We start from the raw sequence: 24,576 nt of genomic DNA, 5'->3' as shown, positions 1-24,576 counted from the left end.
TTCTAATACAAACAAAGAAAAACTTCCGACTTATCATTAATCGGAAGCATTGTTCACTCTTCAGAGACTGCGAAATCTCGTTTTTTTAACAAATCCTTGTGATGCCGACTATCAGTGAATGACTTCTTTAAAATGATTGGCAATTTCGCTGAGAGAATCTTCAGCCTGAGGATAAAGACCAAAATTTTCAATAAAGGAATGAGTCATCCCTTTGTATTCAATATGACGAACGGCGACATCGGCGTCTGCCATTTGGTTTGCGAATTCCTGTCCTTGAATTTTTAAATAATCATATTCAGCTGTGATAATAGTGGCGGCTGCGAAATCATGATTATGATTGCTTCGCAGTGGAGAAACAAGTGGGGTGAAGGCTTCAGCCAGGTCGTTTAAATATACGGATTGAATGAAAAATATAGATTGTCTAATATTAGTCAGTTCATGCCGGATAATAGCTTCATCCAAAGATAAATTATATTGCTTCAAACTCCATTTATCCCCGGCGAAATCAGTCAAATCAAGCAAAGGATAAATCAGCCCTACATGTTTAATATTCCATTCCTTGTCCTTGCTTAAAAGGTTAACTCCCAGTGCTAAATTTCCTCCTACGCTATCGCCTATCAGCCCAATATTTTCCCGATCAATCAAAATCTCATCTGCATGCTCGTAAGCCCAGTGAAGTGCCTCATAACAATCGTTCAGCCCATCTTGATAAGGATGCTCGGGGGCGAGACGATACTCTACAGAGATAACAACTGCTTCGGCTTCCGATGCCAGCCATTTACAAGGATTCTCCACCATATTCATATCTCCGCTAAAAAAGCCCCCTCCATGATAGTAAATAATCAGCGGAAGTCTTTTGGAATGCTGGCGGTTATAAATTCTAATTGGAATAGACCTGTCTTCTAATTTAATTTCTCTCTCTTCTGTAGAAATAGAAGGAGATAAGTCACGGTTTCTAATTTTTTTATTTCTTATTTCCATCAGGTTTTCTGCGTCTATTATTTTTTTTAGATGGCCGCTTGACTGGGATGACAAAATTTCTTTGACTCTAGGATCAAGACCTCCGCGGTTTTTATTTTCCGGAATATTCTTTGTTATTTTTTCAAGCTTCCCATGCCACGATAAAACAGAATTTTTATTTAATAAAGACTTTAATTCTTTATTGGAAGGCATTGATAGAGTCACCTCCTAACATGCTAATCTTCTATTCCCGGAAACCTATGTCTTTAAAATAGGATAAAAGAAGCATAATTATAATTATTGGGCAGGAAAAAAGAAGGTAATTAGCAGCGCTGTGACTGTGTTAAGAAATAAATAACGGTTTGAGAAAGGGTGTTTACCCAGCTCAAACCGTTGATATTAGGAAGTTCTATCTACTTTTCCAAGATATATTGCAATCGCCAGTCCCCCAGCGAATGTGATTACACTGTACAGAACAATCAGCGCACTGTCGGCGATGCCGGGAAAGATAACAAATAGAGAGCCGATAAGAAAACCCGTCATTACGGAGTATGTTCCTGTAATATGATTTCGGAGTAAATAATGAAGGAACTTACTCATGACAAGTATGCCGATAACAACTCCGCTTCCTACAACCACAATTACAGGAAGGTTTAAATTAGACACAGCGCTCAACACAGTAGGGTACACTCCTATAATCAGAAGCACAAATGAACCGCTGATACCAGGAAGTATCATCGCAGAACTGGCAAGCCAGCCGGAAAAAAATAAAAGTACAAAATCGGATGTTCCTAAAGACTGCATTACGGGACCTTCTTTATCTCCCTGCAGCACTCCGGAGGAAATAACAATTGCAGCAGCCGCAGCCAATATAAGGTAGTGTTTCATGTAAAACGTATTAGAGAAGTCAGCTTCCTTCAGTAAAAATGGAATTGTCCCTAATATTAAGCCCAGAAAAAAGGCGAAAGTGGGCTCTGGATACTCATGCAGCAGCCATTCCAGCAAATTGCTTAAACTAAAGATTGCCAGCAATATTCCGAGTCCGAGCGGAATAAAAAATATGATTTGTTCCTTCCAGCGTCTGGAAAACAATAGATTAATAGCTTCAATCAGCCGGTAATAAATACCGAGAACAAGCGCCACGGTTCCCCCGCTGACACCTGGAATAATATCACTTGCTCCCATCGCCATGCCGCGAAGAATGTTTTTCCACTCCATCAAACAGACTCCTTTGTGAACCATAAATTTTTCTTTAAAACTTTCCTATTGTTTATATCATGAGGCATACAAAAATTCTACTCCATTTATTCTATGCAGCATGTCCTAATTCATGATGATGGAGGAAGAAAAAACGGCTTTCTAGTAGGAAAGCCGTTTTCTTATTAACCGAGTACAGAATCCGGTTCTATGCCAGTTTCCTGTTCTCTGCGTAAGCTTTTATCGAATATAAACGGGCCGAATGGAATCACTGAAGCTATTGCTGCGACCATAGCACGCAGAAACGACCATCTGCGCTGTATCCAGACTACGAGAACAAGACCGATATACAGCAGAAATAATCCGCCGTGTGCGGCACCTGCAATCGTCACAGCTATGTCAATTCCGGCCATATATTTCAAAGGCATGGCTAAAAATAACAGTAAGATAAATGAAACACCTTCGATCATACCTGCAATACGTAATTTTCCTATAGCGGATGACATTATTTTTTCACCTCAGTCTAAAGAGTAGCACAGGCCGGTCCAGGAAACCAATGAATTTTTTATGAAAAAAGTCAGCTTCCCGAAAAGGGAAGCTGGCAGGGGAAGGAAGGAGCTATGCTTTTGTAACAGCAATATCGTTATTTTCAACAGCGACTCGGATGGTTTGAATATTTTCTTCTTCGAGCATTAAGTCAGCAATGCCATCCTCTACTTTTTCTTCAATGATCCGGCGCAGTGGTCTGGCCCCGAATGCAGGGTCATATCCAGCTTTTGCAAGATTTTCTTTCGCTTCATCTGATACTGTAATGGTCAGATCCTGATCTTTTGCTGCATCGATTATTTCGGCAAGCATAAGATCGACAATGGTTACAAGGTCGTCCTGTGCTAATTCCTTGAAGGTAACGATGCTGTCAAATCGGTTCAGAAATTCTGGCTTGAAATAGTCACCGAGGGACTCAGTTATTTTTGGCTCAATATCTTCAGAATTTCCAAAGCCTACAGTGACTTTCTTAAGCGCGGTCCCGGCATTAGACGTCATGATCAGTACCGTGTCTTTAAAGCTTACTGTTCGTCCCTGACTGTCTGTCAGGCGGCCGTCTTCCATAATCTGCAGGAACATGTGCTGTACATCCGGATGCGCTTTTTCAATTTCATCAAGCAGAATAATGCTGTAAGGCTTTCTTCGTACCTGTTCTGTTAATTGACCGGCATCATCGTGTCCAACATAACCTGGAGGGGAGCCTATCAGTTTAGAAACAGAATGCTTCTCCATATATTCACTCATATCAAGACGAATCATCGATTCTTCATCCCCGAACATTTCACGTGCAAGGGATTTTGACAGCTCGGTTTTCCCTACGCCGGTTGGTCCCACAAACAGGAAGGACCCGATTGGACGACTGCCGCGGCGCAGGCCGGCACGATTGCGGCGGATGGCACGGGAGACCTTGTCGACCGCTTTTTCCTGCCCGATCACGCTGGAACGCAGCCGATCAGGAAGATCCTTCATTTTTTGCTGTTCGTCTTTTTGAAGCCGGCGCACTGGAATACCGGTTTTGCCTTCCACTATCTGCTGAATTGTTTCCACATCGACGACAGCCTTTTCTTCCGCAGGTATATTGGATGTTTCAGAATCCTTTAATTGCTGCTGAAGCTTAGTTTCCTCATCCCTCAGCTTGGCTGCCTTTTCGTAGTTTTCCTGCTGGGTTGCTTTTTCTTTTTCCACCGCAATCTGTTCAAGGCGGCTTTGCAGTTCATTAGTATCCTCTTCACTGTGAGCGAGGTTGATTTTTGAACCGGCTTCATCCATTAAATCGATCGCTTTATCTGGAAGGAAGCGGTCCTGAATATAACGGCTGGAAAGTGTGACACATGCTTTCAATGCTTCCTCCGTATAGCGGACCTTATGATACTTTTCGTAGTTATCCTTTAACCCCTTCATAATGGCAACTGCGTCCTCAAGGTTAGGTTCATTAACCATAACCGGCTGGAAGCGACGTTCGAGGGCAGCATCCTTTTCGATTTTACGGTATTCGGAAAGGGTGGTTGCACCGATCACCTGAATTTCACCGCGTGCGAGCGCAGGTTTCATTATATTGCCGGCGTCAGAAGAACCTTCCGCTGATCCAGCACCTACAATTTGATGAATTTCATCAATAAAGACAATGACATCCTGGCGCTCCTGTAATTCTTTCAGAAGCTGCTTCATCCGCTCTTCAAATTGACCGCGGATGCCTGTGTTTGCCACGAGAGAGGTGACATCAAGCAGATAAATATCTTTATTTTTCAATTTATTCGGTACTTGTCCGTCTGAAATTTTTAAGGCAAGGCCTTCAGCAATCGCAGTCTTACCGACACCTGGCTCACCGATAAGAACCGGATTGTTTTTATTGCGGCGGTTCAACGTTTCAATGACTCGTTCTACTTCATTATTGCGGCCGATTACCGGGTCGATCAGACCGGCACGGGCAGCATCAGAAAGGTTTTTACCGAGTTCATCAATTAGTCCGCCTTTGCCTCCGCCGGCAGCTGTCTGGCTCTGGCCGGGCTGGTCCTGTGCTGCCTGGCCGTTCATCATTCCTCCGAAAAACTGATCGAATGGATGAGGCTGGCCCTGGCCGCTTTGGCCGGAAGGCTGCTTCAACTGGCTGCGAATTTCGCGGTAGCACGCTTCGCATAAGTGCATTTTTTGCTGATGTCCGTTAATGTTCATATTCAATTCGATACGTGCTTGACGTTCATTACAATGTTCACATCTCATCATCATTCGTTCCTCCTTGTTTAATTGTTCAATATATACAGCTCGATTATTTTAAAACTTTTTGTTGGGGTTAAAAAGATAACGTATTTTTTTCAAGGACAAATGATCAGCCTTAACTTTGACTATCTTTGACCTTGTAAACATATTATATCCTGACCTTTTTTGACTTTCAAGTGGAATGCTTAAAAAATTTTTAAAAAGAAAATGAGAAAACAGCGCTGCCTGTTGGCCTGCGCTGTTCATGGAATTTTCTGTAGGTGCACTATATCACACATGTTTGATTTTTAAACAAATCCTGCTCAGCGGGGAGAGTAGGTGCCCATCTGAGACTGACCGCCGCCGTCAAATGGATACTCATAATCAATTTCCTCATCAAAAACGATGTAGTCAAGATACACCATCAATAACAAATACCACTTGCCATTATCGGGATCGCTCAATACGATATGATCGCGGCCGGCTTCTTCAATAATGCCTTGAAAAACCATCGAGCTCCAGTCTGGATTGTTTTCAAAAGTCATATACACAGTTGCCGGTTTGCCGCGGTTTAAACGGAGAATATTTTCAATATATGATTGTTCGATCGGCAGCATTCCGCCATTCCCGTTTCCATTCCCATTCCCATTCCCATTCCCATTCCCATTCCCGTTCCCATTTCCGTTTCCATTTTGACGCATGTCATACTGGGGATAATAGCCCTGCACAGGATAGCCATACCATGAATTATAGTTATACATAATTTTCCTCCTTTTTTACCGATATACATCGGGGCAATCTGCATAAGTAGGGGAAAAGAAACAATGGGCCTTAAAACGTCCAACGTTCGGCTGTCCGAACCATTGGGCTGGACATTCACCGGCAGGACGGAAAAACCACAGCGATTCTTGTGCTGGTGAAAATCGCTCGCCGTTCACCAGCCTGCGGGCCAGTCTAATTTCTTTATCACGTGCCCGCTGATAAAAATAACCTTTTTGAACAGCTTCAAATCCGCCGGGGGATTGAAAAGCCATCTGCGGAATCGTACGAATATCCGTGAAATCAATACAGGAGGCAAAAACCCGGTTGACCATTACATTTCCGGCCAGCAGCATGCCCTGTACACCTTCTCCTTCTGCTTCCGCTCTCATTAATCGGGCAAGCATTTTCATGTCCTCTTCGTTTGCCTGAACGACCGCCACGCGATCACCTCATTTTCATAGATGCTTGCATGCCATTATCACAATGTATGAAAAGGGAAGGCAGGTTATGAATAAAAAAAGCTGTGCGGCTGCACAGCTTTTACACGTAAAAGAAAGCTTCGATTTTTTCTGGGAGAAGAATATTCCCGACATAGAAGGCTCCGAAATCTCCGTAGCGGGCTGAGACTTCATCAAACCGCATCTCGTAAACTATTTTCTTAAATTGCAGAGCGTCATGAGCAAACAGGGTAACGCTCCATTCCCAATCGTCAAAACCGGTGGATCCGGTAATAATCTGCTTTATCTTTCCGGCGTACTTACGGCCGGTCATCCCGTGAGCGCGCATGAGTTCACGCCGCTCCTTCATCGGCAGAGAGTACCAGTTGTCATTGCCTTCTCGTTTTTTATCCATTGGATAAAAGCAGACATGATTCCATTTAGGAAGAATCGGGAAAATTCTTGCACGAAGCTCAGGATTATCGAGCGGGTCACTGCCGTCTTTCGGCGGCATATAGTTGCCGAGTTCTACGACGGATACATATGAATATGTGGGAATTGTATATTCTGCCAGCCCAGATTTATTAAATGCATTTTCTATATCATTTAGATCATTTAATGTCGGTCGCAGCACCATCATCATAAAATCAGCTTTCTGGCCGACAATGGTATAGAGTGCGTGACTGCCGCGCTCCTGATTTTCTACGTCCTGCCATTCCCCGATCATCTGTATAAATTCATGAAGGATGCTCTGGCGTTTTTCACTCGAAAGAGTTTTCCAGGAAGCCCAGTCCATATTACGAAAATCATGCAGGCAATACCATCCATCCAATGTTTGTGAAGCTTCACTCATTGTTGAATCACTCCTTATGTCATCCTTTTTCCGATTTCAACTATATCATAAATTACTGGTCTACAACGAATGAAGGACATAGAAATGCTGGTAGTGAAAATGACGGCATGCAGAAGTGTCCCTTTTAATAAACTTACTTTCTCTTGTCGACAAATCGCTTAATTGCCTGCTTGTGTTCTTCGGTCTGGCCGGCGGCAGTCTGAGCTGATACTTCCATTTCGAGTACCTCTGCGAGGCTTTTTTCCGATCCTTTTTTCATGTTCCTCATCATCAGGCCAAAAGCTTTTGAAGGGACCTTCACGAGATCTTCAGCAAGTTCATCAGGATTTCCTATGGATGTAATTAAATTAATGCGGTAAGCCTCTTCCGCAGTTATCGTATTTCCAAGACCCATTTCAGCTGCTTTGCCAAGACCGACTAGTCGGGGAAGAAAATAAGAAGCGCCTGCATCCGGCACCAACCCGATTTTCAAAAAGCTGAGTGCCATTTTCGCATTCTGCTCAGCAACTCGATAGTCACAGGCAAGGGCAATACTCAGGCCCGCTCCAACCGCAATACCGTTAAGGTAAGCGACTGTCGGTTTTTCAATTGAATCTATAAGCAGAATCAACCGGTTGTATGTGTCCCGCAGGTAAAGCCCGTACTCAAAATTATCCATATCTTCAAGTGGGATGCTTTTTAAATCCGCTCCTGCGCAAAAGGAATCACCGCTTCCCTGCAGGACAATTACTTCTACCTCCTTATCCTGCTCCGCCTCGTGAAAGCATTGAAAAAGCTCTTCGTGCATGGCGTGGTTTAACGCATTCTTTACCTCGGGACGGTTCAAGGTAATTCGTGCAATTCCATCCTTTTTTTCATAAAGTACTGTGGTTTGCTTCATCATTTTTCTCCTTTCAGAATGTAAAAGCTGAAATATCTATATATTGAAAGCGGCAGGGAGAGCAATCCGAACACGATTTTTCTTAAATAGCCCTCCCGGCCAGGGCACCATCATAGATTGCCTGCTTCGCATCGAGACCGACAGCAAGACGGGCGCCGCCGATCACGTGAGCCGGCGTGCCCTGTGCTTTCAGCGCTTCATACAAAGCTGGATTGGAAAGCTGGCCGCTTGCGGTGATTATCGTATCTGCTTCTACGAGCTTTTCTTTTCCTTCTATTGAAATAAGGATACCTTCAGGAAGAACCTTTTTGTAAAGGACACCGCCTGTCATTTGAATGCCTTTCTTTTTCAGCTCCATGATTGTAGCCCAGCGTGTTGTTTTTCCGATACCACGAGCAAATTTATTGCCTCGCTGAAGAAGGGTGAGCGTGGTGTGACCTTTATCGTAGAGAAAGGAAGCGAGATCACAGGCGATTCCTCCTCCGCCAATGATAACGACGTTTCCAGCAACCGTAGCATTATTTTCAAACACATCACGATAGGAAAAAACATGACTGCTGGAAGTAAGTCCCTCTATTTCCGGCTCGCGCGGAATGATACCCGCGGCAATAATCACTTCATCAGCCTGCTCAATAAGAGGATGTGTTTTATCAACCGCAGTACCAAGCGCAATTTTCACACCGAGTTTTTCAAGCTGAACTCGGTAATAGCGGATGGTTTCATTAAATTCTGATTTACCTGGAACGATCCGTGAATAGTTAAGCTGGCCGCCGATTGTATTCTTTTCGTCGACGAGGGTGACGAAGTGGCCTCGTTCTGAAGCTACTCGAGCAGCTTCTAGCCCCGCCGGACCGGCTCCCACCACAAGGATCTTTTTGGGGACTTTCGTTTTTTCCAGTCGAAGAGTGAGCTCGCGGCCTGCCTCTGGATTGACCATGCAGGTGGCCGATTTATTTTCAAACACATGATCCAGGCAGGCCTGGTTACAGGCGATACACGTATTGATTTCCTGTTCGCGTCCTTCCTTCGCTTTCGTAATGATTTCCGGGTCGGCTAAAAACGGCCGTGCCATCGAAATCATATCCGCTTTACCCTGCTGCAGAAGAAGCTCTGCATCCTGTGGGTTATTAATGCGGTTGGAAGCAATGACTGGAATGGAAACGCTTTCTTTTATCTGCTGAGCAATCCCTGCAAAGTGGTTTCGGGGAACTTTCATCGAAATAGTCGGGACCTGCGATTCATGCCAGCCAATCCCAATATTTAACAAATCAATGCCAGCCTTTTCAAGCTCTTTAGCCCAGCGTGTAGTTTCCTCTGGAGTCGTGCTGTTGTCTATTAAGTCAAGTCCGGACATACGAAAGATAACCGGGTAATTATCTCCAATCTTTTCTCGTACGCGACAGGTTATTGCCAATGGAAACCGCAGTCTATTCTCAAAGGAGCCTCCCCAGCGGTCTTTTCTTTTATTCGTCACAGGGGAGACGAATTGATTTATGAGATACCCCTCTGATCCCATTATTTCTACAGCATCAAACCCTGCTTCTTTTGCGCGCAGGGCACCAGCTGCGAAAGCTTCAATCGTACGCTCAATTTCTGTTTCAGACATTTCCACAGGCTCATCAGGATTTATCGGAGAGCGGAGCGGGGAGGGGGCAACTGGATCCATGCCGGTCATAGCCTTGTATGCGTAACGGCCGGCATGAAAAAGCTGAAGGGCGATTTTTCCACCGGCGTTGTGAACGCTTTTAGTAAGCGGCAGCCAGCGTTTAATGTCTTCATCCTGAAAAATGGACATGAAATTTTCTCCGCCGCTTCCTTCAGGGGCCACAGCTGCTCCGCCAGTAACAATTATGCCGACATTTTCACGCGCTCGTTTAGTATAGAAGGCAATTAATTTCTCGTGACCGTTTTCTTCTCCCTCGAGTCCGACATGCATCGATCCCATCATAATACGGGTGGAAAGAGTAGTATTTCGCAGTGTAATAGGTGACAGCAAATGCTCGTACGCCATTTTCTTCCCCCTAACTTTTTATTTCGAACGTTCGTTATAAATAAATCAAATTCATTATATACCCTTTTATTTGTTTTGAGCAAGATAATGTTGAAAAATTCTTACAAATTCTTGGCGATGCTCCTTCATCTTCTCGTGAGGATGCAGGTTTTCCTGAAATGCGAGTCCCATCGCCTGGCCGATAATAAGTCTCGATAATGTCCCTGCCTGCAGCTCAGATAGTTTATTTTCCTGCACTCCCAGGAATAGAATAGTATCGAGATATGAAGTGAGGTTTCCAAAAAACTTCTGAACGAGCTCACGGACATCCTCATTATAAGGAGATTGAGCTAAATAATTCAGCAGCAGCAGGTAGAACGAAGGGTTGTTCTCAGGGACATGCACGACAGTCTCTAAATATGCAGTAAATTTAGATTCAAAAGATGGGTTGCTGTCGACTGCTTTCCGGACAGATTGCTCTGTTTCAGCAAATGTTTCTTTCAAAACCTGGACGAGCAGATCCTGTTTATTCTGAAAATAATGATACAATACGCCCGTACTGATACCGGCTTCTTTGGCTACATCTTTAATCGAAAAATGAGCAAAACCATGATTTAAAATACACACTTTGGCCGCATCAATAGCTTGTTTTCTGCGGATTGGCTCCATTCCTATTTTTGGGCTCATCACAATCTCCTATCTTTCCTTTAATATATAAAGACAAAAGTGTAGATTACCGGCTTTGGGATTTTGCGAAAAGCCGAGATTTCCTTATAACGTATAAGAAAAGGTAGAAAAGATCAATATGTTTCACGTGAAACATTTAATATATTTATATAATTTATGCGTCATTCCTGCTTGTGAAAGTGAATGAAAACGCTTTTATATCAAGGGTTAGAGCCGGAAGAAGGAGTTAGAAAATTTTTATTATTTCTATTTTATGCAAGTTGGTTTATTTTTTTCAGAAAGAGGAGTATGCTAGGTATGAAAAAAGATTGAAACATTTTCACAAAAGATTATTTACAGCCCGTCAGCGGGTATCATATATAGAGAAAACGAGACGGCATTCATCGAAGCAGAACAGCTTTTGTGAGAAACGCAAGATTCTTGAAGGAGGAATGGCTGTGGTTGATCTCTTTGACAGCATTAAAAGCCAGGTGAAAACGGAATATCCATCGATCGTATTTCCGGAAGGTGAGGACGAACGGATTGTAGAAGCTGCGGCTCAGCTGTCACAGGATGGGATGCTGAAGCCGATAATTGTAGGAAAAAAAGAAGATGTGCTGAAAAAAGCAGATTCTCTCGGAGTTTCTCTGACAAAAGCGGAAATATTCGATCCGAAAACGTACGAGCGGTTTGATGAGCTTGTTTCTGCATTTGTAAAACGCCGCAAAGGAAAAGAATCAGAAGAGTCGGCCCACGAAAAGCTGCAGGATCCGAACTATTTTGGGACAATGCTTGTATACCTTGATTTTGCAGACGGATTAGTGAGTGGAGCAGCTCACTCAACCGGGGATACCGTGCGGCCGGCTTTACAGATTATCAAAACGAAACCGGGTATCCAGAAAACATCCGGGGTCTTTATCATGGTAAAAGAGGACAAAAAATTTGTTTTTGCCGACTGTGCCATTAATATTTCTCCCAACGCTGAAGAATTGGCAGAAATCGCTATTTCGACAGCAGAAACGGCCAAAACGTTTGAAATTGATCCAAAAGTTGCAATGCTGAGCTTTTCAACGAAAGGGTCTGCGTCTTCTTTGGAAACAAAAAAGGTTTCCGAAGCAACGGTGACAGCACAGAAAACTCGACCGGATCTTGTAATAGACGGAGAATTCCAATTTGATGCAGCATTCGTGCCGGCAGTTGCGCTAAAGAAAGCACCAGATTCTCCGTTACAGGGGGAAGCGAATGTATTTATCTTCCCAAGCCTTGAGTCAGGTAACTTAGGCTATAAGATTGCCCAGCGTCTTGGCGGCTATGACGCCATTGGCCCCATTCTGCAGGGGCTGAACAAACCAGTGAATGATTTGTCACGAGGCTGCAGCACAAAGGACGTTTATAAGCTGGCTCTCATTACAGCCAAACAGGCAATTGAAGAAAAAAAAACACTTCTCGTTAATGCATAAATAGTAGCTGAATATACAATGGAGGCGGGATTCTTTCCCTGCCTCCATTTTTTGCGTTTTTAACGAAGAGTTGGGGTAGCAGGCGTCCTGCGTTTGAACACCGCGAGCGGGATAAGCAAACTGTTACGTGGAAAAAGCAGACAGTCGGTGGAAACTGCCCAACTTCAGGGGAAACGCACAACGCAAGGAGGGAAACGAGCTAGGCTGAGGTGGAAATGCTCCCCGCAAAAGAGGAAACCCCAACCTTGAGCGTGAAATCGTTCCGCATCGGTGGAAATACGGCCCGGGAGCGGGAAACAGAAGCCGAGCCGTGGAATAAGCAGGCAGCGCTGCCGTCACTTTCAAGCCTCTAAAAAGGCAAGGGCTTTTTGATTACGTTCGCTCACCCGCTGAAACAAATAATCAAAACGATGCAGTTCTTCATTAGTTAATGACGAAGACTGCATAAGTACACCATGTTGTCTTGCAGCTGACAGCAGTCGATACAGCACATCCTTAATATCGATTTCCTGTTCATAAATCTCAGATAGGGATGCCATTACCTCTGGACGAATACGGGGCCATTGGTATTTAACCGTTCTGCCCTGTACCGCTCGTTCATAAAATTCCTGAAGCAGCGCTGCCCTTTCCGGACCGCTGTCGGTGACAGCCACATAAATTTGTACGGCTGTTCCTCCCCGGATCCGCCGCTGGGAAATGCCTGCAAATTTTCGGCCATTGATGCTTAAGTCATAGTTTCCCGGACAATAGGAACCTTCTATTTCATAAGCCTTAATTTCACCGGGGGCATCAGGAAAGATTCTTTTCATTAAATCATGCATTAAATCGTATCCACTGTTTATCGAGATCAATTTTTCTTCCTTAAATATAAGAGAAAGATTAAAAATTCCTTCATCAAGGACGACTGCCAAACCGCCGGAGTTTCTGACAATCACCCGGTAGCCCTGCTCCTGTAGGAAAGCGGTGCCTTCTTCTATATGAGGCAGGCGGCTGTCCTGAATCCCAAGCACAATCGTCGGAGCGTGCACCCACGCCCGCATCACTGGGGCGGAGCGGTGTTCTCCTGTGCTGATGCAGAAAGTGTCATCGAGAGCAAACGACTGAAGCGGGTTAAATTGTAAGCCTGTACTGGAATGATCGATCCAGCGTACAGTTTCTCCATAAAATATTTGATGTGTATTCATGAATCTGACTCCATTTCATAATAAGCTAGAGGATAAACACAATAATGAGGCCTGCGAGTACGATCCGATAAACGGCAAACGGAACGAGCCTGATTTTATTAATAAGCTTCAAAAAGAAGCGGATGGAAAGGAGGGCAAACAAAAAAGCGCTAATAAAGCCGACGATAAAAAATGGGAGAGCTTCAATAGTAAAATACTGCCAGTTTTTTATCAAGGACAGTGCGCTTGCCCCTGCCATTATCGGGACTGCCATAATGAAGGTGAAATCCGCTGCGGCCCGATGGGTCATTCCGAGCAGCACGCCTCCGGATATAGTGGAGCCGGAGCGGGAGAATCCGGGCCAGAGTGAAAAGCATTGAATGAGCCCAACGATAAAAGCCTGGCTGTACGTAATCTGATCAACTGTCACTACAGCAGGCTTCCTGGAGCTGAAAGCATCAGCAAGAATCATGAAAAACGCCCCGAGTACTAATCCGATAAGTACCGTTTCGATAGAAAATAAATATTCATCAATGTAATCTTCAAACAATAATCCTAATACGGCGGCAGGAAGCAGTCCTATAAAAACCTGAGATAATTTTAATCGGTTCTGAACTCCTGAAGCAGTCGTATCACGCTGGTTTAAACCTAATAAATCAATAAATCTATCTTTAAATATGATAATTACAGCTAAGATCGATCCTAACTGAATGACGATTTTAAATGTATTCGCTGTATATTTCCCGAGAAATAATTCCGATTGAAGCCACATGTCATCTACTATCACCATATGTCCGGTTGAGGACACAGGAGCAAATTCAGTTAATCCCTCTACCACTCCCAAAATCACTGCTTTTAACAGCTCAAGCAATTCCATTCCATTTCCCCTATTATTTATTTTTTCTTCTAAAGAGAGCTAATAAAAAGAATAAAACTGTAAGTAAGCATAGGGTGGTATACGTAAAATTTGAGTACATTTTCATAAAACGCATAATTTCCGGCCATGAATCACTTAACAGAGCTCCCGCGGAAACAAGAAATGTATTCCAAATCAGCGTGCCTAACGTCGTGAACAAAAGGAACTGCCATATTTTCATCCGTGACATTCCAGCCGGGATGGAAATCTTTGTACTAACGGAATAACCCGGCAGATCATAACTGTCCATGGTCCGAATTTCTCAAACCAGCTTTCTGCCCGATAAAGGTTCTCTCTATTGATATTTAAGATTTTCCAGCGTTCCACGGCTTTCTCGAGACGGGGGATATCAAATAACGTTCCAATACGGTAAAGTATCAAGGCTCCGCCAACCGAACCTGCTGTGGAGGCAAGAACCACTCCTGGAATACTTAACGTCGTATATGTGGTCATAAATCCGCCAAACGCAAGGATAAGCTCTGAAGGAAGAGGAGGAAACACATTTTCTGCTGCAATCATCAGAATGATTCCAAGGTACCCAAACTCTTCCATAAATTGAATGATTCCGTGTATCACACTTACCTCCAAGCAGACTGATAGAATAGGAGCTGCAGCCTGTACCAACTTATATTCTAATTTGGAGGCATTTATTCGTTTTCTATATTAACGTAATGATTATAGCATATCTTGGTTATTGCGTTCGCAGAATGATATGTTATACTTTATTCTGCGAAATACGGACAAAAACAAACAAAATTCATCTTCCTCACGTGATTTATTAAATTGAATAGTTAATGTTAGAATGTTTTGAAAATTTAGCGGTTTAACCTATATCTGAAAAAGGGTATGAAAGATTAGTTTTACGTGTGGGAAGCAGCGGTTTTATGTCCTGAAATACATAATAGGAAACACGGAAAATATACCTTTTAAAGGGGGGAATTTCACTAACATTAGCGAATTAAATTAAATATAGAGAGGAGCAGGTTAATATGGAGAATTTAACGAAAAAGATTCTGATAGCGTTACTCCTCGGGGTTATCGTCGGTCTTTCTTTAAACGCGGTTCCTGGAGACGTATTTAACTTTATTGATACTTACATTCTCAACCCTGTCGGCCAGGTCTTTCTTAATCTCATTACGATGCTTGTTGTGCCGATCGTTTTCATTTCCATTGCGCTGGGTACTGCCAGCTTGAAGGATCCCGTACAGTTGGGGAGAATTGGAACACAGACAATTGCCTTCTACCTTATTACCACGTTTATCGCATTAATAATCGGCCTGACACTCGCATATGTAGTTCAACCGGGCCAAGAAGGTGTATTTGATACTGAAAGTGCAAATTACGAAGCAGAGGAAGCCCCTCCAATCATGGACACGCTCCTTAATATCATTCCGGACAGTCCGGTAGCGGCTCTTGCCGATGCTGAGATGCTTCAGATCATAGCTCTTGCGATTTTCCTCGGTATTGCTTTGGCTAGACTTGGGGAAAAGACGGCAGCCATTCACAAGCTGCTCGAACAAGGGAACAGTGTGATGATGTTCCTTGTAACTATTGTCATGTATACAGCGCCATACGGAGCTTTTGCCTTGATCGCTTCCGCTCTCGGCTCGAGCGGGGTAGAAGGGATACAATCGATGGCGATGTACATGATCACGCTGATCAGCGCATTGCTCCTGCATGCGATTATTACTTATTCACTTGCAATCAGAGTAATCGGGAAAGCAAACCCGCTGGAATTTTATAAAAATTTCTTTCCTGCGATGACCGTAGCGTTTAGTACGTCAAGCTCGACGGGAACTCTGCCGATTTCGATGAAAACGGCTCAGGAACGTCTTGGTATCAGTAAGCAGGTCAGCAGCTTTGTTCAGCCTCTGGGCGCTACGATAAATATGGACGGCACCGGCATTATGCAGGCCGTAGCTACAATATTTATCGCGCAGGTGTATGGGGTGGATCTGTCACTTACTCAATTAATTATGGTCGTGCTCACAGCCACTCTGGCAAGCATCGGAACTGCCGGAGTGCCTGGTGTTGGTCTGATCATGCTTTCCATGGTATTGACGCAGGTAGGTCTGCCTGTCGAAGGTATTGCGATTATTCTCGGGGTCGACCGAATTCTGGATATGCTTCGGACCTCGTTGAATGTTACCGGGGATGCGGCATGCGCGTATATTATTGACCGTTCTGAGAAAAAGAAGGATCAAATACCATCGTCTTAACAATAAAATAACAATCAGCCCGGCTGTCTTTTGTTTTCAAAAAGGCGGCCGGGCTGTTTACTTTTCTTCCGCTAAACGGCAAAACCAACAGACAATATTGCTTTGTCCTGAACCAAATGTGTGTGGGACGAATCTCATGTTTTTTTAGATATAGTGTTGACAATAGGAAACACACCACGTATTATTTTCATTAATCAGAATAGTTTCACATTACGGACTGAGTGTTTTAATTTAACTCCACGCCAGAGTTAAGGCTTAGAGCACAGAGCCAGTTCACCTTCTTTGCTGAATAAGGGGGGTGGACTGGCTTTTTTTAACCAGCGTAGAAAGGAGGACAAGCTGCAGCAGAACAGAATAATATGCTGTCATTTGTGATTCAGATTGGATCCAGGATCCCGCAAGGACGGGATATTTAAAAAATGTTAAATGTAAGCGTTGTCATTAATTGAAAAGGAGGATGAGGATGTCACAAGCTGATGCTGCAGGAAATGAGATGACAGAGGCGGAGATTAAGGAGCTGGAAAGGCTTAGTGAAGAAGGTTTGACCAGAAATTACCGCGGTCCGATGACTTTGCTCATTACTGGTATCACTATTTTTTGGGCGTTGTTTTTAATGTATTTTAACAGCATTGGATCCATGGAATCGATCCTTCTTCGTGCCTGGAATTTAGGATTTTTATTAGTGCTGGCATTTTTGCTTTTTCCTGCCCGCAAGAAAGATAAAAAAGTAAGGAAGCTCCCGACCATTTGGGATATGGCCTGTATCGCAGGGGCGATTTCATCAGTAGCATATTTCCTGTCAATCTATGAGAAATTCGCGAGAGAATGGAGCGGGATCCACCAGAGTAATTGGGATTTCATCTTTGGATCCATTGCCATCTTTCTTTTGTTTGAAGCAAGCCGCAGGGTGGTCGGCAGCGTGTTGACGATTATTGCAGCCATATTTCTGCTCTACATTTTCGCCGGTCCATATATGCCTGGAGTTTTCAGTCATGGCGGATTCAGCTTCACCCGAACGATTGACACAATGTTCTGGGGCACCCAGGGAATTCTAGGGATTGCATTGAGTGTGTTTACGACTTTCGTATTTATGTTTGTACTCTTCGGCGCATTTTTGAAAAACAGTGGATTTACCGACTTTATTAATGATCTTGCCTTAACGGTGGCAGGGCGTTCTGCCGGCGGTCCGGCAAAAGTTGCTGTTATTGGAAGCGCTTCAATGGGGATGGTTAACGGCAGTGCCGTTGGGAATACCGTCACGACCGGTGCCGTTTCCATTCCGCTCATGAAGAAAACAGGGTATAAACCTCACTTTGCTGGAGCGGTGGAAGCAGTTGCCTCCACTGGTGGCTTAATTGCGCCGCCTGTCATGGGAGCCGCAGGCTTTATTATGGCAGAATTTATTGGAGTGTCGTATACGACTGTTATGCTTGCAGCATTAATTCCAGCATCACTTTATTTTTTCACTGTTTTTATGGCTGTTCATTTTGAAGCAAAGCGAATAGGACTTACCGGAATTTCCAAGGATAAAATTCCGAATGGACTAAAGGTGATGAAAGAAAAGGGACATTTATTCATCCCGCTTGCTGTCCTCATTTACTTACTTGTCAGCGGAACCACTCCAACCTACGCTGCTGTATTTGCTTTATTGGCAACGATTGTGGCTAGCTCCTTTAAGAAATCGACAAGAATGAACCTGAGAATCGTCATTAAGTCGATTGAAGAAGGCTGTCGTGCCGCTATTTCTGTGGGGATCGCCTGTGCGATTGTCGGGGTTGTCGTAGGCTCAGTCACGTTAACGAGTCTCGGCTTAACGGTCGGAAACAACATCCTGCAGCTTGCCGGGGGGAGCCTGCTTATTGCGGGGATTTTTACAATGATCATCAGTATCATCATGGGAATGGGAGTGCCGGCGACAGCTTCCTATATTATCGTGGCGACAGTTTCTGCGCCGCTGCTGGTTGAGCTTGGTGCTTCGGTGCTGACAGCGCACATGTTTGCGTTCTTTTTTGCAGCATTGTCCAATATTACACCGCCTGTTGCACTGGCATCGTATGCTGCGGCAGGACTGGCAGGCTCATCGCCGAACAAGGTGTCTTTTACTGCCGTCCGATTAGGAATCACAGGGTTCATCATTCCGTTTTTCTTCCTGTTTAATCCTGTGCTGCTGTTTGATGGAGTCAGTATCACAGCCAGTATAATGGCTGCTCTTACAGCAGGAGTCGGAGTCCTCTGTCTTGCTGCCGGACTGCAGGGGTGGCTTTTATCCAAAGCAAACTGGATCCAAAGATTTTTACTGCTTGGTACTGCCTACTGCTTGATTGAACCTACAGGCTGGCTTGATCTGGTCGGGGCTGCTGCACTTGCCACTGTAATTGTGTGGCAGAAACTGAAGCCGTCCCAAGGAAAGGTGAAAACGACAAAAAGCACAGAAACAGCTATGTGATACACAGCTGAGTATTGATGAAGCACGTTAAATAAATATTTTATTGTAGGAGGAGAACTAATGACAAAATTTCCGAAAAATCGATTCGCGATGGGCGTCATGGCAGGGGTATTTTCCTTCAGTCTGCTTGCAGCATGCGGCGGCGGTGAGGAAGACTCCGGAGATAGTGGTGATTCCGGAGGAACGGAAGATTCAGACACAAGTGAAGCCTCCGGCAGTGAAGGACTGAGCGGGGGAGACTCTGAAGGAGAAGAAGGAGATTTCCATATTGATTTCACTACGGCAAGTGAAACAGGGCTGTATTACCCGATTGGAGCTGTACTGGCTGATTTTTGGCAGAATGAGGTAGATGGAGTCAGTGCCTCTTCGCAGGCCTCCAACGGCAGTGTGCAAAATATGAACTTTATGTCGCAGGGAGAAGCAGATGTGGGCCTTGTGATGGGTAATATTTTACAGGAGGCTTATGAAGGAGAAAGAGGGTTTGAAGAACAGCCTTATGAAGGAGTTAGGATTCTCGCAGGCATTTATCCGAACTATAACCAGGTGGTCATGAAAGAAAATGCCGACATTGACTCGCTGGCAGATTTAGAAGGGCAGGACTTTGCTCCGGGTGCGACTGGCAGCGGAACTGAAATTGCCTCCCAGCACATTCTGGAAGCCTATGGGCTGTCATTTGAAGACGTAAAAACCCATTTTGCCGATTTTCCAGAAGCGACGGATTTATTGAGAAATAACCAGGCAGTCGGCGCTAATATTAACTCCGGTATCCCGACCTCTGCTGTCAGTGAAATGATTTCAACAGCGGACGGGGAGCTCGTCAGTATTGATGACGAACAAATACAGTCGATGGTGGATAATTATGATTTCTACATTGAGGAAACAATTCCTGCCGGTACTTATGACGGCCAGGAAGAAGACGTCCAGACCACAGCGATGCAGAATTTCTTAGTGGCTGATGAATCAATGCCGGAGGATGTCGCCTATGAAATCACGAAAACAATGTGGGAGAACCTTGAAGAATTAGAAGGCTCCAACGAAGTATTCACGCAATTTGATATTGAAAAAGTTACCGAAGGGGCCGGAGAAGTTCCACTCCATCCAGGGGCCGAAAAATACTATGAAGAAGAAGGAGTGTTGGAATAAACACATCACTCTCAGGCAGGCACTCGTCATTATGCGGGTGTCTACGCCTCTTTCTTTTAAACTATCATGCAAAAGGTGGAACCCTTGAATGAGTAATAAACTAGAGGAAATGCGGTCGTTTACAGTCGAGCAGCATGTGACAGAATCACTCAGGAACGCAATATTTCAAGGGAAATTTCAACGTGGCGACAGACTTATTCAGGAGGAATGGGCAAAAAAATTAGGAGTCAGCCGAATGCCGGTCAGGGAGGCAATAAAGCAGCTGGAAATGGAAGGGCTTGTCCAGACAACACCGAGAAAAGGAGCGGTGGTTCTTCCAATCACAGCAGATGATGTAGAAGAAATCTATACGCTCCGGGCATTTAATGAATCGTTGGCGGTAGAAAAAGCACTCCCTTATATCCAGAACGCTGATATTGAGGAATTAGAACGAATTTTATTGGAAATGGAGCATTTTGAACTCCATGATGAAAACTTAGAATACTATATTTCGCTTAATAAGCGCTATCACGCAAAAATGCGGGAAAAGAGCAGCTGGAGAAGGGTGAAGCAGAAGGTCGATATGCTTTGGTCAGGATACCTTCCGATCGCAAGCCCGCGCTTGTTACGGGATCAATTTGAAGAAGCGCAGCGGGAGCACCGCCTTATTTTCGAGGCAATCAAAAAAAAGGATAAAGAATTGACGACGATGATGATAAGGTTTCATATCGAACGCAATAAAAAGAGCCTGCTTCACATTGTCGAGACGTACAACGACATTACGGAGTATAAAGGGTGATAACTTTTGATACCGTGGGCAGAATGCATTGGAAGAATTTCAGGAAAAAGAAAAAATGAAATCAAAACTGAAAAAATACAGAGGTTTGCAGAAGCAGTCAACTTTCCAGAGGTGACAGCAGGTGGAACTTCCAATGTTCTTCTCGCGCCTCCGACTTTTCCTCGTACTCTGGAATATGGGAGCATCCACAGCTTTTCACTTCCGAAAGCCGGAATGATTCATGGCAAACAGTCTTACTGTTATGACCGCCCCCTGTACAGCGGTGATGTGATCTATTGCTGCTTTCAGCTCCAGGACATTGTGAAAAAGCAGGGGAAGAGCGGAGAGATGCTGTTTGTTTACATCAAACAGACAGGCGAAGATGTCTCGCAAAATCGAGTTTTTTATGGAGACCGCCTTTTAATTCTTCCGGAAACGCTCTGGAGGAAGGAGGCTGGTGGAGAATGAAAAAAGTCCTCCAGGACGCTTCTTCCTCAAAACATAAAAAACTGCCGCCGGTGTCTCAGCAAATGATTGATGATTATGCTGCTGCATCCGGAGATTTTAATCCGATCCACGTTGATGCAGAAGCCGCCAGAACCCATGGTTTACCAGGGACAATTGTCCACGGCATGCTCACAATGGGCTGGATAAGCAGTTTGTTTGCAGACGAAGTCTCCGACGGATTCTACATGAAGAAATTAGAAACGACATTTTTAGCAAAAGTGTATACCGGAGATCAATTAATTATGGAGGCCGTATCTGCACATGACTTAGAGTGGGAGATTCGTGTCACCAATCAGCTGGGCAATAAAGTCGCAAAAGGCCTGGTTCAGCTTGAACACAAAAAAGGAGGAGCACATGAGCATTAATAGAGGGACCGCATCTTATGGAGATCAAGGATTTAGTTTATTTCTACGGAAGGCTTTTGCCCGCCATATGGGACATGATGCGGAGGACTTTGAAAAGCCGGTCATTGGCATTATTAACACGAAAAGTGAAATAAATCGCTGTCACGCTCATTTTGATTCCATTTCGGAGGCGATAAAACGCGGAGTGCTGATGGCAGGAGGCGTCCCCCTTGAGTTTCCGACGATATCCTTAGGGGAGAGTTTTACAAGCCCGACGTCGATGCTGTTTCGGAATCTGGCCGCTATGGATACAGAAGAAATGATCCGGGCCCAGCCGATTGATGGTGTTGTCTTAATCGGAGGCTGTGACAAAATGACGCCGGCTCAACTGATGGGAGCCGCAAGTGCTGATATCCCCTCCATTATGGTTTCGGGAGGGCCGATGAGAAACGGCCAGTATGAAGGGAAAACACTCGGTGCCTGCTCTGACTGCCGTTTTTTCTGGCAGGAATACCGAAGCGGAACAATCACGGAAGAAGAACTCGAAAATATTAATGAGTCACTGGCCCCGACTTCCGGGCACTGTATGGTGATGGGAAGTGCAAGCACCATGGCTGCCGCAGCCGAGGCAATGGGAATGACGCTTCCGGGAACTGCTGCTGTTCCTGCGACGGAGAACAAACTGTTGAATATCGCCCAAAAAGCAGGACAGCAGTCGGTCACGTTAGTAAAGCAACAATTGACTCCTTCGAAGCTGATGACTAAAAAAGCATTTGAAAATGCGATTAAGATGATTATGGCTGTAGGTGGATCTACAAACGCCATTATTCACTTAATTGCCATTGCAGGAAGACTCAATATAAAGCTTCCGCTTGAATTATTTGATGAAATTGGCAGAGAAACGCCGTTTATCGCCAACCTGAGGCCGGCCGGGAAATATCAAATGGAAGACTTTTATTATGCAGGCGGCGTTCAGGCAGTTATTAAAGAGCTGGAACCGGTTTTTCACATGGAGGAAAGGACCGTAACCGGAAATACACATGCCGGAAATCTTGTCGGGCAGAGCTTTCCAAAAAATTACGGAGAGGTGATTTATACATTTGACAAGCCATTATTCGATGGCGGAGGAATTGCTGTACTTAAGGGAAATCTCGCACCGGACGGGGCAGTTATTAAACCAAAGGCGGCGTCAGTAAATCTATTAAAACATAAAGGCAGAGCGGTAGTTTTTGAATCTGTAGAGGACATGGAGGCAAAAGTAAATGACCCTGAACTAGATGTAAGAGCAGATGACGTACTTGTGTTAAAAAATACCGGACCGATCGGTGCTCCAGGGATGCCGGAAGCGGGCATGCTCCCTATTCCGAAAAAGCTTCTCGAAGAAGGCGTCCGTGACATGGTCCGCCTGTCGGACTGCAGGATGAGCGGAACCGCCTTTGGGACAGTTGTCCTTCATGTTGCCCCAGAAGCTGCCGCCGGAGGGCCGCTCGCACTAGTGGAAAACGGAGATATGATAGAGCTTGATGTCGAAGAACGCAGGCTCAATCTCTGTGTAGAGGAAACGGAGCTCGTACAGCGGAAGAGCCGCTGGAGCTCTCCAGTGAAAAAATCAGCGAGAGGGTATACAAAGCTGTATCAGGAAAGAGTTCTGCAGGCAGATAAAGGCTGTGATTTTGATTTTCTGACAGGCGGAGATCTTTCAGGCGCTGATGACAGATAAATCATAGATAAAGAAGGGAAGTCCGGTGCATGTAATTGATTCAAAGGTTTCTATCTCAAGAGGATACTTACTGCTGATACTTTCCGTCGTGTTTATTTTGTTTTCCATACTCCATTGGCCGAACGTTAATGTAGTCGTATGGCTCACTTTTTTTGTCATCGTTTATTCATTGCCGTTCATGGCTTTGTTTCCGAAAATCATGGCGGTGCTTATGTTTGGTACAGGGCACCTGATTTACTTTCAGCAGGGGTTAAGCTTTTCCTCCTGGCAGACCGGCCTGCTTGAAAATTTACCTCTCGTCGCTTTATTTGTAGCTGTGCCATTGTTTTCCTATCCATTAAAAAATGGCGGGTATGTTGATTATGTATATAAGCTCAGCCATCGTTTTCTGAAGCGGCCGATCACGTTGTTTTCAAACATTCTCTTATCGACGACGATGCTGTCTTCCTTTATGAATCTTGGCTCCGTTCGAATCAGCTATGACCTTTTTTCGGAAGACATTCAGCAGCGGCAGAAGTTTTTTACGAAAGCACTTGCTCAGGGGTTTTCCATTTCGATGTGCTGGTCGCCGTATTTTGCCGGTGTCGCGATTATTGTGAACATGCTTGAACTGTCCCTGTTTCCCTTTATTTTCTGGGGACTGCTGCTCGTCATTGGCGGCACGGCAGTTTCTCTTGGGCTGATATATAAAGAAGCAAGGCAGATCGAGTTAAAAGAAGCAGATTACCCTTCGGTGCCAGAGCTGCCGGCCCAGGAATCCATCAAAATGAAAAAAGGGGCGGAGCTCGCTTTTGTTTTCGGACTGATGTTTCTGCTTTTATTTATTGCGGATCTATTCTTTGAAATTAATCTGGTCGTGATGATCAGCATTGTTGGATTTCTTTTTCCATTGCTCTGGTCGCTGATGATTAGAGAATCACGCAGTTTTTTTGGTTCCATGAAGCATTATAGACATACTGTCCTGCCGAATCTCCATAATGAAGCCGTCCTTTTTATTGCAGCCGCTTTCTTTGCGGAAATGGTAAAAAGAACAGCAATAGCGGATGCAATGCAAATGATGTTTGTTTATTTTAACCGTGCTTCTTCCTTTTTTATCATTTTGTTAATCATTTTTTTGATTGCATTTCTCGCGTTTTTAGGCATCCACCAAATTTTAACAGTTTCATTAATCGGTGCAAGCGTGCCGCTCTCCTCAATGGCTGTAAACGCTGAAACGCTGGGGCTGGCAATGATTGCCGGCTGGTCGGTCGCAACCATCATCTCGCCGGTGACCGCGTTAAACCTGACGCTTGGAAATATTTTAAATAAAAGTCCGATCCAGGTCGGACTGTGGAGCTGGGAGTACGTGGTAGTGGTTATTCCGTTTATGTCATTCATTATTTATGCGATAAGTTTTGTTCAATAAGGAGAAAAG

21 protein-coding genes and 1 pseudogene are annotated in these 24,576 nt (G+C 44.5%); 9 read left to right on the top strand and 13 right to left on the bottom strand.

Annotated elements, in window-relative coordinates; genetic code table 11:
* Positions 1 to 111: 111 nt before the first annotated feature.
* The 10 genes from ACE4RR_RS15495 to ACE4RR_RS15450 form a co-directional block, all read right to left on the bottom strand.
* Positions 112 to 1,173: an alpha/beta hydrolase gene (locus tag ACE4RR_RS15495; protein WP_375536342.1), complete on the bottom strand. Its 1,062-nt coding sequence runs from the start codon at positions 1,171 to 1,173 to the stop codon at positions 112 to 114.
* Positions 1,174 to 1,359: 186 nt separating this feature from the next.
* The gene (locus ACE4RR_RS15490; protein ID WP_375536341.1) at positions 1,360 to 2,178 is read right to left on the bottom strand and encodes a DUF368 domain-containing protein; all 819 of its coding nucleotides are present in this window, start codon (positions 2,176 to 2,178) and stop codon (positions 1,360 to 1,362) included.
* 164 nt (positions 2,179 to 2,342) lie between these two features.
* Positions 2,343 to 2,666 (bottom strand): DUF3817 domain-containing protein, encoded by a 324-nt coding sequence (locus tag ACE4RR_RS15485; protein ID WP_375536371.1) that lies wholly within the window; start codon positions 2,664 to 2,666, stop codon positions 2,343 to 2,345.
* 109 nt (positions 2,667 to 2,775) lie between these two features.
* The gene (locus ACE4RR_RS15480) at positions 2,776 to 4,923 is read right to left on the bottom strand and encodes an ATP-dependent Clp protease ATP-binding subunit (RefSeq protein WP_375536370.1); all 2,148 of its coding nucleotides are present in this window, start codon (positions 4,921 to 4,923) and stop codon (positions 2,776 to 2,778) included.
* A gap of 299 nt (positions 4,924 to 5,222) precedes the next feature.
* Entirely contained in the window at positions 5,223 to 5,660 is a 438-nt protein-coding gene (gene gerQ, locus ACE4RR_RS15475; RefSeq protein ID WP_375536340.1) for a spore coat protein GerQ, read from the bottom strand.
* Positions 5,661 to 5,675: 15 nt separating this feature from the next.
* Positions 5,676 to 6,101, bottom strand: a complete 426-nt coding sequence (locus tag ACE4RR_RS15470; protein ID WP_375536339.1) for a cell wall hydrolase — start codon at positions 6,099 to 6,101, stop codon at positions 5,676 to 5,678.
* Positions 6,102 to 6,201: 100 nt separating this feature from the next.
* Positions 6,202 to 6,951 (bottom strand): hydrogen peroxide-dependent heme synthase, encoded by a 750-nt coding sequence (gene hemQ / locus ACE4RR_RS15465; protein WP_375536338.1) that lies wholly within the window; start codon positions 6,949 to 6,951, stop codon positions 6,202 to 6,204.
* A gap of 133 nt (positions 6,952 to 7,084) precedes the next feature.
* Positions 7,085 to 7,831 carry an enoyl-CoA hydratase/isomerase family protein gene (locus ACE4RR_RS15460; RefSeq protein WP_375536337.1) on the bottom strand — a complete coding sequence of 249 codons (747 nt, stop codon included), beginning with the start codon at positions 7,829 to 7,831 and terminating at the stop codon, positions 7,085 to 7,087.
* 82 nt (positions 7,832 to 7,913) lie between these two features.
* Positions 7,914 to 9,842, bottom strand: a complete 1,929-nt coding sequence (locus ACE4RR_RS15455) for an oxidoreductase (RefSeq protein WP_375536336.1) — start codon at positions 9,840 to 9,842, stop codon at positions 7,914 to 7,916.
* Positions 9,843 to 9,908: 66 nt separating this feature from the next.
* Positions 9,909 to 10,508: a TetR/AcrR family transcriptional regulator gene (locus tag ACE4RR_RS15450; protein ID WP_375536335.1), complete on the bottom strand. Its 600-nt coding sequence runs from the start codon at positions 10,506 to 10,508 to the stop codon at positions 9,909 to 9,911.
* 437 nt (positions 10,509 to 10,945) lie between these two features.
* Here ACE4RR_RS15450 and pta point away from each other — a divergent pair, with 437 nt between their 5' ends.
* The gene (gene pta, locus ACE4RR_RS15445) at positions 10,946 to 11,947 is read left to right on the top strand and encodes a phosphate acetyltransferase (protein ID WP_375536334.1); all 1,002 of its coding nucleotides are present in this window, start codon (positions 10,946 to 10,948) and stop codon (positions 11,945 to 11,947) included.
* Between the two features lie 341 nt (positions 11,948 to 12,288).
* Here the strand turns inward: pta and ACE4RR_RS15440 are convergent, their stop codons facing one another.
* The 3 genes and pseudogenes from ACE4RR_RS15440 to ACE4RR_RS15430 form a co-directional block, all read right to left on the bottom strand.
* Positions 12,289 to 13,131: a lipoate--protein ligase family protein gene (locus tag ACE4RR_RS15440; protein WP_375536333.1), complete on the bottom strand. Its 843-nt coding sequence runs from the start codon at positions 13,129 to 13,131 to the stop codon at positions 12,289 to 12,291.
* A 25-nt stretch (positions 13,132 to 13,156) separates the two neighbouring features.
* Positions 13,157 to 13,987, bottom strand: coding sequence for an undecaprenyl-diphosphate phosphatase (locus ACE4RR_RS15435; protein WP_375536332.1), 831 nt, complete (start codon positions 13,985 to 13,987; stop codon positions 13,157 to 13,159).
* 13 nt (positions 13,988 to 14,000) lie between these two features.
* Positions 14,001 to 14,602 (bottom strand): annotated as a pseudogene (locus tag ACE4RR_RS15430) (DedA family protein).
* Between the two features lie 413 nt (positions 14,603 to 15,015).
* On the opposite strand from ACE4RR_RS15430, the gene ACE4RR_RS15425 reads away from it, so the two are divergent.
* The 8 genes from ACE4RR_RS15425 (at position 15,016) to ACE4RR_RS15390 (ending at position 24,567) form a co-directional block, all read left to right on the top strand.
* On the top strand, positions 15,016 to 16,245 hold the full coding sequence (locus tag ACE4RR_RS15425) for a dicarboxylate/amino acid:cation symporter (RefSeq protein WP_375536331.1): 1,230 nt from the start codon (positions 15,016 to 15,018) through the stop codon (positions 16,243 to 16,245).
* 463 nt (positions 16,246 to 16,708) lie between these two features.
* Entirely contained in the window at positions 16,709 to 18,691 is a 1,983-nt protein-coding gene (locus tag ACE4RR_RS15420) for a TRAP transporter permease (RefSeq protein ID WP_375536330.1), read from the top strand.
* Between the two features lie 60 nt (positions 18,692 to 18,751).
* A complete protein-coding gene (locus tag ACE4RR_RS15415; protein WP_375536329.1) occupies positions 18,752 to 19,834 on the top strand; it encodes a TAXI family TRAP transporter solute-binding subunit in 1,083 nt (360 codons plus the stop codon).
* Positions 19,835 to 19,922: 88 nt separating this feature from the next.
* Positions 19,923 to 20,612, top strand: coding sequence for a GntR family transcriptional regulator (locus tag ACE4RR_RS15410; protein WP_375536328.1), 690 nt, complete (start codon positions 19,923 to 19,925; stop codon positions 20,610 to 20,612).
* A gap of 6 nt (positions 20,613 to 20,618) precedes the next feature.
* Positions 20,619 to 21,059, top strand: coding sequence for an FAS1-like dehydratase domain-containing protein (locus ACE4RR_RS15405; RefSeq protein WP_375536327.1), 441 nt, complete (start codon positions 20,619 to 20,621; stop codon positions 21,057 to 21,059).
* A complete protein-coding gene (locus tag ACE4RR_RS15400; RefSeq protein ID WP_375536326.1) occupies positions 21,056 to 21,463 on the top strand; it encodes a MaoC family dehydratase in 408 nt (135 codons plus the stop codon). Before ACE4RR_RS15405 ends, ACE4RR_RS15400 begins: the two co-directional genes overlap by 4 nt.
* Positions 21,453 to 23,162, top strand: coding sequence for a dihydroxy-acid dehydratase (locus ACE4RR_RS15395; RefSeq protein ID WP_375536325.1), 1,710 nt, complete (start codon positions 21,453 to 21,455; stop codon positions 23,160 to 23,162). The genes ACE4RR_RS15400 and ACE4RR_RS15395 overlap by 11 nt, the downstream gene beginning before the upstream one ends.
* A gap of 25 nt (positions 23,163 to 23,187) precedes the next feature.
* Positions 23,188 to 24,567 (top strand): hypothetical protein, encoded by a 1,380-nt coding sequence (locus ACE4RR_RS15390; protein ID WP_375536324.1) that lies wholly within the window; start codon positions 23,188 to 23,190, stop codon positions 24,565 to 24,567.
* Positions 24,568 to 24,576: the final 9 nt, after the last annotated feature.

The sequence above is a fragment of the Alteribacillus sp. HJP-4 genome (assembly GCF_042139015.1).
Lineage (GTDB): Bacteria > Bacillota > Bacilli > Bacillales > Marinococcaceae > JBHIKY01.
Note: the sequence above shows the minus strand (reverse complement) of the source record. Positions and strands in the feature narration are given on the sequence as shown.

Coding starts and splice junctions, on each gene's coding strand:
- ACE4RR_RS15495 (WP_375536342.1), bottom strand. CDS start 1,173: ATGCCTTCCAATAAAGAATTAAAGTCTTTATTAAATAAAAATTCTGTT.
- ACE4RR_RS15490 (WP_375536341.1), bottom strand. CDS start 2,178: ATGGAGTGGAAAAACATTCTTCGCGGCATGGCGATGGGAGCAAGTGAT.
- ACE4RR_RS15480 (WP_375536370.1), bottom strand. CDS start 4,923: ATGAGATGTGAACATTGTAATGAACGTCAAGCACGTATCGAATTGAAT.
- gerQ (WP_375536340.1), bottom strand. CDS start 5,660: ATGTATAACTATAATTCATGGTATGGCTATCCTGTGCAGGGCTATTAT.
- hemQ (WP_375536338.1), bottom strand. CDS start 6,951: ATGAGTGAAGCTTCACAAACATTGGATGGATGGTATTGCCTGCATGAT.
- ACE4RR_RS15460 (WP_375536337.1), bottom strand. CDS start 7,831: ATGAAGCAAACCACAGTACTTTATGAAAAAAAGGATGGAATTGCACGA.
- ACE4RR_RS15455 (WP_375536336.1), bottom strand. CDS start 9,842: ATGGCGTACGAGCATTTGCTGTCACCTATTACACTGCGAAATACTACT.
- ACE4RR_RS15450 (WP_375536335.1), bottom strand. CDS start 10,508: ATGAGCCCAAAAATAGGAATGGAGCCAATCCGCAGAAAACAAGCTATT.
- ACE4RR_RS15440 (WP_375536333.1), bottom strand. CDS start 13,131: ATGAATACACATCAAATATTTTATGGAGAAACTGTACGCTGGATCGAT.
- ACE4RR_RS15435 (WP_375536332.1), bottom strand. CDS start 13,987: ATGGAATTGCTTGAGCTGTTAAAAGCAGTGATTTTGGGAGTGGTAGAG.
- ACE4RR_RS15425 (WP_375536331.1), top strand. CDS start 15,016: ATGGAGAATTTAACGAAAAAGATTCTGATAGCGTTACTCCTCGGGGTT.
- ACE4RR_RS15420 (WP_375536330.1), top strand. CDS start 16,709: ATGTCACAAGCTGATGCTGCAGGAAATGAGATGACAGAGGCGGAGATT.
- ACE4RR_RS15415 (WP_375536329.1), top strand. CDS start 18,752: ATGACAAAATTTCCGAAAAATCGATTCGCGATGGGCGTCATGGCAGGG.
- ACE4RR_RS15410 (WP_375536328.1), top strand. CDS start 19,923: ATGAGTAATAAACTAGAGGAAATGCGGTCGTTTACAGTCGAGCAGCAT.
- ACE4RR_RS15400 (WP_375536326.1), top strand. CDS start 21,056: ATGAAAAAAGTCCTCCAGGACGCTTCTTCCTCAAAACATAAAAAACTG.
- ACE4RR_RS15395 (WP_375536325.1), top strand. CDS start 21,453: ATGAGCATTAATAGAGGGACCGCATCTTATGGAGATCAAGGATTTAGT.